Origin of the sequence: Herbaspirillum sp. NPDC101396 (assembly GCF_044767365.1) — a bacterium.
GTDB lineage: Bacteria > Pseudomonadota > Gammaproteobacteria > Burkholderiales > Burkholderiaceae_D > Herbaspirillum.
Genome location: NZ_JBIWNT010000001.1, coordinates 396,521 through 410,027, shown reverse-complemented (window position 1 = coordinate 410,027; position 13,507 = coordinate 396,521). Strand labels below are relative to the sequence as shown.

Sequence of the window (13,507 nt, the reverse complement as noted above, 5' to 3'; positions counted from 1 at the left end):
TCTGAACCGACATGCTTACGTTGCACTTACTGCTCTTGTGCTGCGGCAAGTCAGGCGGTTGTGCGCTGCTTTTGTGCGATGATAGTAGTGTGAGTCGGGAGGCAGGGTTGTCATCTCGCGGACAATTGCCGAACAATCGCCAAACTTTTGATATTGCAACGCATCATAATGACAATAGAGACATCGAAGACAACGATTCAAGACATGCTGGGCAAAAGCATCTGGGCGCGCTCGCTGACCAGTGACCAATTGGCGCGCGTGCAATCCGAAGTATTCAGCCGCAAGATTCCGGCGGGCGGTTTTGTCTGCCACAAGGGAGATCCGGTGTCGCATTGGATCGGCGTGCATGAAGGTCTGCTGAAGATGAGCAGCGTGTCGCCCGAAGGCAAGACCGTGTCGTTCGCCGGCATGGCCAACGGCGGCTGGCTCGGCGAAGGTTCGCTGCTCAAGGACGAGCCGCGCAAGTACGACGTGGTGGCGCTGCGCGATAGCGAGTTGCTGTACATGCCGAAGGCGACCTATCTCTGGCTGCTCGACAACAGCATTCCATTCAACCGCTTCCTCGTGACGCAGCTCAACGAGCGCCTCGGACTATTCATCTCGCTGGTCGAGTACGACCGCATGCTGGAACCCGATGCACGCGTGGCGCGTTGCCTGGCGGCGCTGTTCAATCCTTACCTGAATCCCGGCATCGGCCTGGAGCTGCAGATTTCACAGGAAGAAGTCGGCAACCTGTCGGGCGCATCACGGCAGCGCGCCAACCAGGCTTTGCAGGTGCTTGAAAAGGCCGGCCTCCTCAAGGTGGATTACGGCAGCATCACCATTCTCGACCTGGACGGGCTGCGGCAATTTCATTCGTGAATTGTCCGGGTTCATTTCAGCCATAAAAAATGCAGGCCGCAGCCTGCATTTTTTGTTTTTCGCGACCGATGCTAACAAGCTCAGCCTCAGCGCACCGCCTTGTTGCGGTTCACCCAGTACATGCCGGCGTCAACCACCGTGCCGATGAATTCGCGCGGATCGGCCGACTTCATCAGGTAGCCGTTGGCGCCCAGCTGGTAGCTTTGCACGATGTCGCGCTGGTCGTCGGAGGAGGAAAACATCACCACCGGAATATGCGCCGTGGCGGCATTGGATTTGATGATCTTGAGAAAATCATGGCCGCTCATCAGCGGCAGGTGCAGGTCAAGCAGGATCAGACGCGGATGCAGGTCCTTGCGGGCGGCAAAACCGTTGTCCGAAAACATGTAGTCCGCAGCCTCTTCGGCGTCGGCGAACCAGGTCATCTTGTCGGCCAGTTTCTTGCTGTCCAAGGCAATACGCGTCAGCTCGGCAACCTCCGGGCTATCGTCCACCAGCATGATATCCATTTGCTCCATGTGCAGATCACTTTCTTGCGTTTTTTATTGCCCAGACACCACCAGTTTCTGCGCCGGCTTGTGACCAGTGCAGGCTTGGACGACGCAGACTTTTACCGCCAATCGACATTCGCGGTATCACGTCGGGTGAATTAATTATGGCATGATCGACAACGGAAGATATCAGGATTTCCCTTAGATCCGGCATTTAAATGGGGCTATTTATCGACTTTTGTTTCCTTTTTTCACTTATCTGACGTCGTCAGACCTGTGCGGATTGCATAGCGCACCAATCCTGGCACGTCGCGGATCTCCAGGCGCTCCATGAGCTGGGCCCGGTGGGTTTCGATGGTCTTGGCGCTGACATTGAGGCGATAGGCGATCTCCTTGGTGTTGTTGCCTTCGGCGATCAGTTGCAGGATCTCGCGCTGGCGCGGCGTCAATACTTCCACCGGCGTGCCGTCCTGGGCCACTTTCTTCATGTACAGATCGAGCGCATCCTTGGAGATGTGCGAATCCAGGTATTGCCGGCCGTGGATGACTTCAATCAGCGCCTTCTCCAGTTCGTAGGCCGCAGAATCCTTGAACAGATAGCCGTTGGCGCCGGCGTTCAGGGCCTGCATCACGTATTCCTCGCTGCCGTACATCGACAGCATCAGGAACTTGGTGGTCGGATGGTCCGCACGCAGGCGGCGCACCGCTTCCAGGCCATTCATGCCTTTCATGGCGATATCCATGATGACCACATCGGGCTTGAGTTTTTCGGTCAGCTCGATGGCGGCATTGCCGTCGTCGGCCTCGCCCACCACCTCGATGCCGGGCATCGCAGTGAGCAGTGATTTGATGCCGCTGCGCACCAGCGCGTGATCGTCGGCCAGCACAATTCTTGTCAACATGTCTTATCCCCTCCGCATGACAGGTGTCACAGGTAATTGCAAAACGATCTCCACGCCCTCCCCGGGCGCAGAGGTGATGTCCATCTCGCCGCCCACCAGCACGGCGCGTTCTTCCATGTTCAGCAAACCGAAGCTGGTGCCGGAAATCGCATTGCTGCGCGCCTTTTCCAGGTCGAAGCCCTTGCCGTCGTCGCGAATGCTGACGTTGAGCTGGTCCTGGCGCTGGCTGACCTTGACCCAGATGTTCTCGGCGTGGGCGTGGCGCAAGATATTGGTGACCGCTTCCTGCACGATACGAAAGCAGGTGTTCTCGATATCGTGGTGCAGCTCCCCCGACAAGGGCGAACTCTCGAACCAGCCTTTTACATTTGCCAGCGTGGACTTGTTTTCCACGTACGAACGCAGGGTCGCGATCAGGCCGAGGTTGTCCAGCTGCGGCGGCCGCAGGTCCAGCGACAAGCTGCGCACCTGCGACAGCACCGCAGCGACGATGTCGATACCGTTCTGCAGCGACGGACCTTCCAGCGAGCCGGTTTTCTTGATGGTCTCAAGGTTGATCTTGAGCGCCGTGAGCGACTGGCCGACGTCGTCGTGCAGGCCGCGCGCCAGATGCTGGCGCTCACGCTCCTGCACCTCGATCACACGGCTGGCCAGCATCTTCTGGCGCTGCATGGCCTCTTCGAGTTCTTTTTGCGAATTGACCCGTTCGGTCACGTCCATCGCCAGCCCGGCCGCCAGGATCTTGCCGTCGCTGCCGATCGGAAAACGCACGATGTCCATGATCTTGGGATTGTGGTCGGCGTCGAAAACGGTTTCCTGCGTATGCATCTCCTGATTGCCGTCGAGTACCTTGCGATCATTTTTCTGGGCGTTCTGCGCCGAGCCGCTGGACATGATGTCGAAGTCGCTCAGGCCGATCATGTCGTTCGGGGTCATGCCGAAAAACGTCGATTGCGCCGGATTGACGTACAGATAGCGCAAGTCGGCATCCTTGATCCAGGCCGGCATCGGTGCGGCGCTCATGAAAGCATAGAAGCGCGCCTGCATTTCTCGCAAGGCGGCGGCGCCGGCACGCTGCTTGCGGCGTACCAGGGCGTCGCGCAATTCGCGCTCGACGGCAATCGGCAAACGGGCGATCGCGCTTTTGAGGAAGTAGTCCTGTGCACCCGCCTTCATCACCTCGACGGCGGTCTGCTCGCCGATGGCGCCGGAGACGATAATGAAAGGAATCTGGTCGTGCTGCCGCTTGACCAGTTCCAGCGCGTCGACGGCGCTGAACATGGGCATCGAATAATCGGAAATGACGATGTCCCACTTGTCGCGCAGGGCGGCCTCCATTTCCGGCTCGGTGTCGACACGTTGCCAGGTCGGCTCGAAACCTCCGCGCTTGAGTTCGCGCACCATGAGGATCACATCCTCTTCCATGTCTTCGACAAACAATACCCGGAGTGGAATACTCATATGCTCATGCTCGCTTCCCGCCCTCATTGTTGTTGAGCCCGGCGCCCGTTGGCGCCGGGCGTGGTTGTCTTCCTGCCTCGTCGTCGCGCCGTTACAGGGCCTGTCGCGGCAACGTGAAATAAAAACTGGCGCCCTCTCCTGATCGGCTTTCCGCCCACACGCGCCCACCGTGCCTGACCACGATGCGCTGCACCAGCGCCAGTCCGATGCCGGTCCCGGCATAGTCTTCCTGACGATGCAGGCGCTGGAAGGTGCCGAACAGCTTGTGCACGTAACGCATGTCGAAGCCGATGCCGTTGTCCTGCACCTGATAGATGACTTCTTCCGGCGTCGAGGTCGACGACACGCGCACCACCGCATGCTCGGCCTTCTTGCTGAACTTGACGGCGTTGCCCAGCAAGTTCTCCCAGACTTGGCTGAGCAAACCCTGATTAGCGACGACGTCCTCCAGCGGATCGACGATGAATTCGACATTCCCGTTTTCGCGACGCAGGCCAACGATACTTTGCTCAACCTGCTCCTGCATGGAAAAATTTCCCAGCGTCAGCTCGCCGGTCGCCGACTTGGATAGCTTCAGCAGGTCGTTGATGAGCGCGTCCATCTTGCTGACGTTCCTGCGGATCACCTGCAACAGCTCCTGCCCTTTGGCATCGAGCGCATCGGCATAATCTTCCTCGACCATCAAGGCGTAGCCGGAAATGGCCCGCAACGGTGCGCGCAAGTCATGCGAGACCGAATACGAGAAACTCTCCAGTTCCTTGTTGATATTGCTCAGGTGCTGGGTCTGGCGCTTCAGGCTGGCGTTGAGCTCTTCGATTTCCTTTTCGGTCTGCTTGCGGTCAGAGACGTCGTAGATGACGTTGCGGCTCATCACACGCCCGTCGTCCGGGTTCAGCACGGTGCTGATGCTCATCAGAGTGGAAAAATGCGTGCCGTCGGCGCGCAGGCAATCGACGTCGACGCCGCCCACCGCCTTGTCGTGCAAGAGACGCGGCCGCCACTCCTGGCGATAGCGCTCTGCGCTCGCAGGCGTCATCAGATCGGTCTGGGTCATCTTGCCGACCACTTGTTCGCGCGCATACCCGAGCCAGGCCAATTCGGTGTCGTTGATCTGCACGATCAGGCCGCTTTTTTCATCAATGGAGTGATAGCCGCATGGCGCCTGGTTGTACAAGTCCTCGATCTCGGCGGCATATAACTGTGCCTTGATTTGCGCCTCCCTGCGGCGCAGCGTCTCACGCTTGAGGCGCAGGTAGACCGCAATCAGGATGGCGATGCTGACAAAGCTGCCGCCGAGGATGGCCAGGATGGTCCAGCGAATGCTTTCCCGCGTGTCGGCGGAGCGCTCGGTCAGCAGCGCCTGCTCGACTTCCTTCAAGGCCACGAACTGCCTGCGGATGTCTTCGCTCAGGTCACGTCCATGCTCATAGGCGTTGTCGATGCGCACTTCCTTGTCCGCTTCGATCAGGGTGCGCGCCAGCTCGATCCGCTGGGCAATGGTGATGCTGAGGTGCGTCAGGCGATCCAGTTGATCCTGGTTATCGATCTGCAGCGCGCGCAAGCCGCCCAGCAATTGATGCAGCAAGTTGCGATCCGATTCGAAGCCGAGCAGGTATTCATGCCGGCTCGACAGCGCATACCCGCGCGCATTCGCGACCAGGTCGCGCAAGGTGGAATGGGTTTCTTCCAACCGCTGCAAGACGGTGTGCGTGTGTTCGACCCAGATCGCCCGCGCCTCGAACAGACGCACACTGCGATAGGCCACGACGGTAACCCCTATCGACAGCAGCATGGCGAGAATGAAGAACGCTCCGGTGGTGACCAGCGCCGATCTGCTCTTCGGTTCCGCCTTGTTTGATCTCTGCATCGTAATATCGGGTCCCCGATAAGGCTGATGGTTTGTCGATAGTGACCGGCTGTATTTCAACACCGGCTCGAATTCACTTCAAAGAGAGCTTTTTGGTTACGTCGATTAGCGTTCTCCTGCATCGGCTTGCATGATCGTTTTTTCTTGCGCTTTCCAGCCTGGCGAAATCGACGAAACGGATTCACGGACGCCAACGATGCACATCCATCCGTTTTCGTTCATTCGGCTTCGGATCTACTAACAACTTCAACTGAGAGAATATTCGTAACTATTTGCTTTTATTATATTTTTTACGGGAAAGTTAATTTCCTCATTAACATCAAAAGTTTTCATCCAGACATTAAATGTGACCTACTACGCACATTTATTTGCTGAACCCACCTAAAACCAGCTGTCAACTCAGGGAATTCCTTAGAAGTTATTTTATAATAGCCTCAAACAAGTGGCGTTACCAAACAGCATTTTATTCAAATGAAAACTCTGCAAAAAATCGGGGTAGTAACGGGGATGGTAGTCCTGTGCGTAAGCAGCCTGGCTCAGGCGGCCACGTCCACGGGCAACCTTTCCGTCTCCGCGATCGTCACCTCGACTTGCAGCGTCAACAGTGCAGCCCTGCCCTTCGGCACCGGCAACTCTTCCGCAGTCAAGCAATCACCTGCAGTCGGCGTTAACTGCTCCAACAACACCAGCTACACGATCAATCTCGTGGCCGCCAACGGCGCCCAGCAAAACCTCCCCGTCTACGGCTACATTCCCAGTGGCCCACATGTCCAGACCGGTAGCTATACCGATGTTGTTGGCATCACACTCTCGTACTAATAAGTTCTGCCTGAGAAATTAATACGCACCATTTTTCGTGCGTTTCTGATATTCTCAACAACAAAATTACATTCTTGCTTAACTAGCAGTCAACTTAGCACCCACATCCGCAGTCATTGTTCGTAGTCGAATTAGCGTTCTTTCGTCGTCACGGGGGAAAATTATTTTTAGCTACCTTGCTCGCTCGTCTTTCCTCATATGCATAGCCGGAGCGCTTTGCAGCCCGGCGGCAATTGCCTCCAACTTCGAAATATCCCCGGTAGTATTGGAATTATCGTCAGCCCGCACCGCGGGCGTGGTGAAGATTGTCAATAACGACAATCATGACGTCTCGCTGCAGATCCGCGCCTACGACTGGGAGCAAAAGGACAGCCAGGATGTGCTCAACCCTACCCAGAGCCTGATCATCAGCCCGCCGGTGTTCACCGTCGCGCCGGGCGCCTCGCAGACCATCCGCATCATCTCCAAACGTCCGGCCGAGGCCAATGAAGTCGCTTACCGCATGCTGGTCGACGAGATTCCCACGGCTGCAGCCGGTCCGGCGATCAACTTCAAATTCCGCATTTCGATGCCGATCTTCATCGCGCCCAATACTGCGCCCAACCTGAAAATGGGCTGGACGCTTAGCGCCGGAAAGGCGCCTCGCCTGAATGTCGCCAACACCGGCAACCGGCGCGGACGCTTGCTCAATCTTGTGCTGACCCTTCCCAACGGCAAGAAAATCACTCCACCCGCCGGCGCCAACCCCTACACCCTGGCCGGCATGATCAGACAATATCCGTTCGATGTCGATGCGCCGCTGGCTGCCGGCTCCCTGGTGAAAATGTCCGCGAACTCCGACACCGGCCCGATTGAAACCGAGATCACCGTGACGCCTTGAGAAGACCGTCTAACTGGATCGGCCTGTTGCTGTTGATCGTCAGCGCCCATGCGCATGGCGCCAGTGAAGGTTCCGTCGAAAATTTGTTGCTGGAGGTATCCATCAACGGCCGTCCGACGGATTTGGTGGCGCAGTTCGTGAAGCGGCAAGACGGTTTGTTCGCGACGGCGGCGGAGCTGCGCAGCCTCGGCATCAAGACGCCCGGCAAGGACGACGAATTGCTGCCGGTGAGCGGAATCGCCAGCAAGGTCCAGTTGGATCAGTCGGCGTTGAAAATCGACATGGACGTGCCCATGAGTTTTCTGAACACCACCGATATCGCGACGGCAGGCAAGACAGCGGACAACGTACCGCTGACGGAAAACGCGCGCGGCGCCCTGCTCAATTACGATTTGCTCGCTACCACCAGCCAGGGCGTACGCAGCATCGCAGGCTATTTCGACGGCCGCTACTTTGCCGGCAGCAGCGTATTCAGCTCGACCGGGCTGGCGTATTTCGACAGCACGCCGGCCACTTCCACGCGGCTCGAAACCACCTACACCTATTCCAATCCACGCGAGCTGACGCGCTACCGCGTGGGCGATTTCATCACCAGCGGCTTGTTCTGGACGCGCCCGGTACGCTTCGGCGGTGCACAGTTCGGCACAGACTTTTCGCTGCGGCCGGACTTGGTCAGATATCCGACGCCCAGCCTGGGCGGCGAAGCCGTGGTGCCGTCGACGGTCGACCTGTTCGTCAACGGTGTGCGCCAATTGTCGCAACCGGTGCCGCCCGGACCGTTTGAAATTCGCCAGGCGCCGATCGCCACCGGCGCCGGTCAGATCGCGGTGGCGGTGACTGATGAATTGGGACGTCAGACGTTCCGCACGATTTCCTTTTACGCCACCGACAAGCTGCTCGCCGAAAACCTGTCGTCCTATACGCTGGAAAGCGGTTTTGTCCGACGCAATTACGGCCTGCGCAGCAACAACTATGGCGAGTTCGCCCTCGCCGGTACCGCTCGGCACGGCTACAGCAAGACGCTGACGATCGAAGGCCACGGCGAAACGATGAAGGGCATGACGCTGGCTGGCGGCGGACTGGTGTTCAATGTAGATAACTGGGGCGTACTGACCGGTGCGCTCTCGGCCAGCACTTCGGACGCCGGCAGCGGCCAGCAGTTAGCGCTGGGCTTCGAGCGCAGCACCAGCCTGGTCAGCATGTCGCTGACGCGCACACAATCCGGATCGAACTATCGCGATATCGGCGCGATGGCAGGCTCGCCGACGACCCGCTCCACCACGGTCGGTACGATCGGGCTGAACCTGGGCACGTATGGTTCGCTGAGCGTCGCCTACACGTCCGCCAAGAGCCCTGTGCTGTTATCCGCCGACGGCCGCATCGGCATCACCGATAGCGAAAGCGTGACGCTGTCGTATTTCAAATCGGTCGGACGCAACACCAATATGTTTGTTACCGGCTTTCGCGACTTTCGCAACGGCGGCTATGGTGCGACCATCGGCCTGATCATGCCTTTCGGAGACAGCAGCGCGGGCGGCGTCAGCGCCAGCAACAACAATGGCCAGCGCACCGTCTCCGCCCAAGCCAGCCGGCCGACCATTTCGCCGGGCGACGTCGGCTGGCAGGTACAGACCACAGACGGCGCTTACCAGCAGCGCTACGGCGAGGTTGACTACAAGGGACGCAACGGCCGCGCCAACTTCACGGTCGCACAGAGCAACAACATCACCAGCCAGCGCGCGGGCCTGCGCGGCGCCATCGCGTGGATGGACAATTCGGTGTTCTTCTCCAACTGGGTGGAAGACAGTTTTGCCGTGGTCAATACCGAAGGCGCCCGCGACGTCGGCATTTATACCGAAAACCGCTATGCCGGCAAGACCGACAGCAACGGCCAACTATTGATCACCGATCTGCGCGCCTACGACGTCAATAAGGTCTCGGTCGAAGTGCTCGACCTGCCGATGACGCTGCAGATGGATCACAACGAGCAATACGTCAAGCCGCGCGACCGCTCCGGCGCGGTGATCAGCTTCAAGACCAAACGCACCTCTGACGTCAACCTGATCCTGAAAACCGCCAACGGCGAATACGTGCCGGTCGGCTCCACCGTAACCATCCGCGAGAACGGCCAGAAGGCGCCGGTCGGCTACGAAGGCGCGGCCTACCTGTCCGAGTTGTTGCCGGTCAATACGCTGGATATCGTGCTGCCGTCGGGCGAAAAATGCCAGGCGTCACTGCTCCCGGATCGCAATATCGAGGGCGGCATGAGCAGTAACACACTGGAATGTCACTGATGAAAAATCTACGTAACCTGTTTCGCGTCGCCGTGCTGCTGGTTGCCGGTCTGAACAGCATCGCCAATGCCCAAGCCCAGGCTTGCATCGCGTCGGCCACACCGGTGGCGTTCGGTCTCTACGACCCCAAGGCCTCATCGCCGAGCGACATCACCGGCAGCGTGTCCGTGACATGCCAGGCCACGATCGCGCTGCTGGTGGCCTACACCGTCAAACTCAACGGTGGCGCCAGCGGCAATATCGCTGCGCGCAAGATGATCATCACCGGTTCGCAGCTGTCGTATCAGATCTACACCGATGCAACGCGCGCGACGGTATGGGGCGATGGCAGCGGCGGCTCGGCATTCAATGTCGGTGGCTATTTGCTCTCGGTGCTGGTGCCGGTGACCCAAACCTATACCGCCTATGGACGTATTCCGGCGCTGCAGAACGTCTACGCAGGCAGCTATCAGGATACCTTGACGATCCTCATTACTTACTAGGACTTACCTCGAATACGTAACTGTTAGGGTTTTTCCTGATGCATTTCCTGCATGTTTCAGGAAACTCCCGATTTTGAAAACGGTGACAAAAACTTAAAGTTCACCTGTACCCGGCGAATTCGACATTCTTGTAATGGGACAAGGATGTGAGACCGCCGATCAGGAGAAAACGCCATGTTCAACATCAACAAAAACCGCATCATCGCCGCCACACTCGCCGTCGCCGTCATGACTTCCGGCGCACCGGTCTACGCCGCCACATCGACCGGATCGCTGGTCGTGACTGCGACAGTGCTGGCCTCCTGCACCGTGGTCGGATCGACCATCGCTTTCGGCAACTACACCAGCACACAAGTTGACCAGACCGGCAACATCGCCGTTCTGTGCACCAACGGCACCTCTTACACCATCGGCCTGGATGCAGGCGCCGGCACCGGTGCCACTACGAGCGTGCGTAAAATGACTGGCTCCCTGGGCGGCAACCTGAACTACGCGCTGTACCGCGATTCCGGCCGCACCAGCAACTGGGGCTCGACCATCGGGACCGACACACAAGCCGGCACCGGCAGCGGATTGCTGCAAAACCTGACCGTCTACGGTCGTATTGCTTCCGCCCAGACACCTTTGGCCGGCGTCTATACGGACACCGTCACCGTTACCCTGACCTACTAAAAATTTCCCGGCGTGCAACCGGCCTGTGGCGACTTGTCGCTGCTCCAGGCCGATTGCAAGCCGTCTTGCGCTGAACGCATCGAAGATGCCGTAGCGCCGATTGATACAGATGTTCACTGGCGCCCGCCGCTGCAGGGGAGCTCTTCACAGAGGAGAGCGCAGAGGACGGGATAGGGAGAAAACCATGTTTTTCGCACAACAAGATCGTGCCCGCAGGCTCTGCGCCGCCGCGTCCATCGTGATGCTGGCGGCCGGCTCGCCCATGGCGGCGCAGGCAAACAACACCAGCGGTGTGAATTCCTCGGCGGCTGTGCTGGCCTCCTGTACGGTGGTCGGCTCGGCCATTGCATTCGGCAATTACAGTTCCACGCAAGTCGACCAGACCGGCTCGATTGCCGTGGTGTGCACCAACGGCATTTCCTACAGCGTCGGCCTGGATGCCGGCGCGGGCAGCGGAGCCACCATTGCGGTTCGCAAGCTGACGGGATCACTTGGCGGCTCGCTCAATTACAGTTTGTACCGCGATTCAGGCCGCACCAGCAACTGGGGCTCGACCGCCGGCACCGACACCCAATCGGGCAGCGGCAACGGCATCGTGCAAAACCTGACCGTCTACGGCCGCATCCCCAGCGGGCAAACGCCGCAGAGCGGTGTCTACAGCGACACCGTGACGATTACGCTGACATATTGACCGCTCCCGGCGGTACACACTTGAGCGGCCGGCTGCAGGCGTTGCAGCCACGGTCTCGCTCGCCTATGGGGAATTTCCTGACATAAAAAACAAGAGAATCAGGATTCCCCTGATTTTGAAAGCCCCCTCAAAAACGTAAAGTTCACCTGTGCCCGACGACATCGCAATCCACGTAATGGGACGTGGAAGCCATCCCGGGAATCAGGAGAACTCACCATGTTTGCATCGAACAAGAATCGCATCATCGCCGCCACTCTCGCCGCCGCCGTCATGGCTTCCAGCGCACCTGTCCTGGCTGCTTCGACTGCCACCGGCTCACTGATCAATACTGCGACTGTGCTGGCATCCTGCACCGTGGTCGGCTCCACCATTGCTTTCGGCAACTACACCAGCACCCAAGTGGACCAGACTGGCAACCTTGCCGTCTTGTGCACCAACGGCACGTCCTACACTATCGGCCTGGATGCAGGCGCCGGCACTGGTGCCACTACCAGCGTACGCAAGCTGAGCGGCTCCCTGGGCGGCACACTGAACTACGCGCTGTATCGCGATTCCGGCCGCACCAGCAACTGGGGCTCGACCATCGGGACGGATACACAAGCCGGCACCGGCAACGGTTTGCTGCAAAACCTGACCGTCTACGGTCGTATTGCTTCCGCCCAGACACCTTTGGCCGGCGTCTATACGGACACGGTGACGGTGACGCTGACTTACTAAGCTTGGCAGAACTGCTTGCCGTGGCTTCAAGGCGATCCAGTCAACAGAATCTGGGATCAGGAATCTCCTGATGTATTTAAAGCACGATTCAGGAAACTCCCGATACTCTCGAGTATGTTGGAAATATAAAGTGCAGTTGTACCCGGCGAATTAGAAATTCTTGCAAGGGCAAGAATACGGGGCCGACTTAGGGGAAACCACCATGTTCACAACCAAGAAAAATCGCATCATCGCTGTCACTCTCGCCGCTGCCGTCATGGCTTCCAGCGCGCCAGTCCTCGCCGCTTCGACAGCTACCGGTTCGCTGATCAACACCGCTACCGTCCTGTCCGCCTGCGCCGTGGTCGGCTCCACCATCGCTTTCGGCAACTACACCAGCACCCAGATCGACCAGACCGGCAACATCGCCGTGGTTTGCACCAACGGCACGTCTTACACCATCGGCCTGGATGCAGGCGCCGGCACCGGCGCCACCACCAGCGTGCGCAAACTGAGCGGAACCCTGGGCGGCACATTGAACTACGCGCTGTATCGCGATTCGGGCCGCACCAACAACTGGGGCTCGACCATCGGCACGGATACACAAGCCGGTACCGGCAACGGTCTGATCCAGAATCTCACGGTCTACGGCCGTATCGCCAGCGCCCAGACACCTTTGGCCGGCGTCTATACGGACACAGTGACAGTTACGCTGACTTATTGATTTGACGTGGAATACAAACAAAAACGCCTGCCCGATTTCCCGGCAGGCGTTTTTGTTGAAGCTGAGCTTTTTGCTCAGTGAAAATGAAAAAAGACATGAACGCAAAAACGCCCGCTTGCGCGGGCGTTTGTTGTCTGGCGGAGTGAACGGGATGCTACAGCAACAAATCTCTTCACCCAACAAATCGTATACTGGCTAATTGAAGACTCTTGCGGCGTTACTTAGTTACAGTTGCGTCCTTTCGTGGAACAAGTTTCGAGCATTGATTATCGTTAGTTAGGCGATAGCCACGAGTTTGGACGGCTGTTTCACTGCCATCCGCACCGATTTGCACCAACTTAAATTCACACGACAATTGTTCGACTGGCTGCCACCCCGTGATTGTAAGTCTTCTTTTTCCATTGGGAACACTGACCTGTGTTGTAGTGGCTTTATATTTGGCATTCTTCTCTGGGACAAATGAATAATCAAAAGTGCAAATATTTTCCCGGTCTGTATTTTTCCACATATGCATGAAGGCCTCGTTGTTTGCATAGAGTCTCGCACTATCGGTGACGTAGGTATAGCCGCTAAAACAACCCTCTTTATCAAACGTCCTTATGGCTGTTCGAGGCTCATAATATCCAACAATCTTCTCAACAAAAATCTCTGCCGCATCTTGTTTCAC

At 58.0% G+C, this 13,507-nt stretch carries 14 protein-coding genes; 9 read left to right on the top strand and 5 right to left on the bottom strand.

Translation table 11 applies throughout. The features are described from left to right. Positions 1–204: 204 nt before the first annotated feature. A complete protein-coding gene (locus tag ACIROY_RS01925; protein ID WP_402339212.1) occupies positions 205–861 on the top strand; it encodes a Crp/Fnr family transcriptional regulator in 657 nt (218 codons plus the stop codon). Positions 862–947: 86 nt separating this feature from the next. Here ACIROY_RS01925 and ACIROY_RS01920 read toward each other — a convergent pair whose 3' ends face one another. The 4 genes from ACIROY_RS01920 to ACIROY_RS01905 all read right to left on the bottom strand — a co-directional run bounded on the left by ACIROY_RS01920 (position 948) and on the right by ACIROY_RS01905 (position 5,582). After that, complete coding sequence (locus ACIROY_RS01920; RefSeq protein ID WP_402271786.1) at positions 948–1,379, bottom strand: response regulator; 432 nt, start codon at positions 1,377–1,379, stop codon at positions 948–950. A gap of 224 nt (positions 1,380–1,603) precedes the next feature. Then, on the bottom strand, positions 1,604–2,254 hold the full coding sequence (locus tag ACIROY_RS01915; protein ID WP_402271788.1) for a response regulator: 651 nt from the start codon (positions 2,252–2,254) through the stop codon (positions 1,604–1,606). Positions 2,255–2,257: 3 nt separating this feature from the next. Next, positions 2,258–3,715 carry an ATP-binding protein gene (locus ACIROY_RS01910; protein WP_402271790.1) on the bottom strand — a complete coding sequence of 486 codons (1,458 nt, stop codon included), beginning with the start codon at positions 3,713–3,715 and terminating at the stop codon, positions 2,258–2,260. 91 nt (positions 3,716–3,806) lie between these two features. Further along, positions 3,807–5,582 (bottom strand): ATP-binding protein, encoded by a 1,776-nt coding sequence (locus tag ACIROY_RS01905; protein WP_402339210.1) that lies wholly within the window; start codon positions 5,580–5,582, stop codon positions 3,807–3,809. 471 nt (positions 5,583–6,053) lie between these two features. Between ACIROY_RS01905 and ACIROY_RS01900 the strand changes: the two genes are divergently transcribed. The 8 genes from ACIROY_RS01900 (at position 6,054) to ACIROY_RS01865 (ending at position 12,840) form a co-directional block, all read left to right on the top strand. Further along, positions 6,054–6,401: a spore coat protein U domain-containing protein gene (locus ACIROY_RS01900; RefSeq protein WP_402271795.1), complete on the top strand. Its 348-nt coding sequence runs from the start codon at positions 6,054–6,056 to the stop codon at positions 6,399–6,401. A 196-nt stretch (positions 6,402–6,597) separates the two neighbouring features. Beyond that, positions 6,598–7,281 carry a molecular chaperone gene (locus tag ACIROY_RS01895; protein WP_402340123.1) on the top strand — a complete coding sequence of 228 codons (684 nt, stop codon included), beginning with the start codon at positions 6,598–6,600 and terminating at the stop codon, positions 7,279–7,281. After that, entirely contained in the window at positions 7,278–9,575 is a 2,298-nt protein-coding gene (locus tag ACIROY_RS01890; RefSeq protein ID WP_402339208.1) for a fimbria/pilus outer membrane usher protein, read from the top strand. The genes ACIROY_RS01895 and ACIROY_RS01890 overlap by 4 nt, the downstream gene beginning before the upstream one ends. Next, a complete protein-coding gene (locus ACIROY_RS01885; RefSeq protein ID WP_402271799.1) occupies positions 9,575–10,057 on the top strand; it encodes a spore coat U domain-containing protein in 483 nt (160 codons plus the stop codon). The genes ACIROY_RS01890 and ACIROY_RS01885 overlap by 1 nt, the downstream gene beginning before the upstream one ends. 174 nt (positions 10,058–10,231) lie before the next feature. Beyond that, positions 10,232–10,729: a spore coat U domain-containing protein gene (locus ACIROY_RS01880; RefSeq protein ID WP_402271802.1), complete on the top strand. Its 498-nt coding sequence runs from the start codon at positions 10,232–10,234 to the stop codon at positions 10,727–10,729. Between the two features lie 184 nt (positions 10,730–10,913). Next, positions 10,914–11,420 carry a spore coat U domain-containing protein gene (locus tag ACIROY_RS01875; RefSeq protein ID WP_402271804.1) on the top strand — a complete coding sequence of 169 codons (507 nt, stop codon included), beginning with the start codon at positions 10,914–10,916 and terminating at the stop codon, positions 11,418–11,420. A 216-nt stretch (positions 11,421–11,636) separates the two neighbouring features. Further along, a complete protein-coding gene (locus ACIROY_RS01870; protein ID WP_116432621.1) occupies positions 11,637–12,137 on the top strand; it encodes a spore coat U domain-containing protein in 501 nt (166 codons plus the stop codon). 202 nt (positions 12,138–12,339) lie between these two features. Next, positions 12,340–12,840, top strand: a complete 501-nt coding sequence (locus ACIROY_RS01865; RefSeq protein ID WP_402271806.1) for a spore coat U domain-containing protein — start codon at positions 12,340–12,342, stop codon at positions 12,838–12,840. Positions 12,841–13,057: 217 nt separating this feature from the next. Here the strand turns inward: ACIROY_RS01865 and ACIROY_RS01860 are convergent, their stop codons facing one another. Continuing rightward, positions 13,058–13,507 (bottom strand): hypothetical protein, encoded by a 450-nt coding sequence (locus ACIROY_RS01860; protein WP_402339206.1) that lies wholly within the window; start codon positions 13,505–13,507, stop codon positions 13,058–13,060.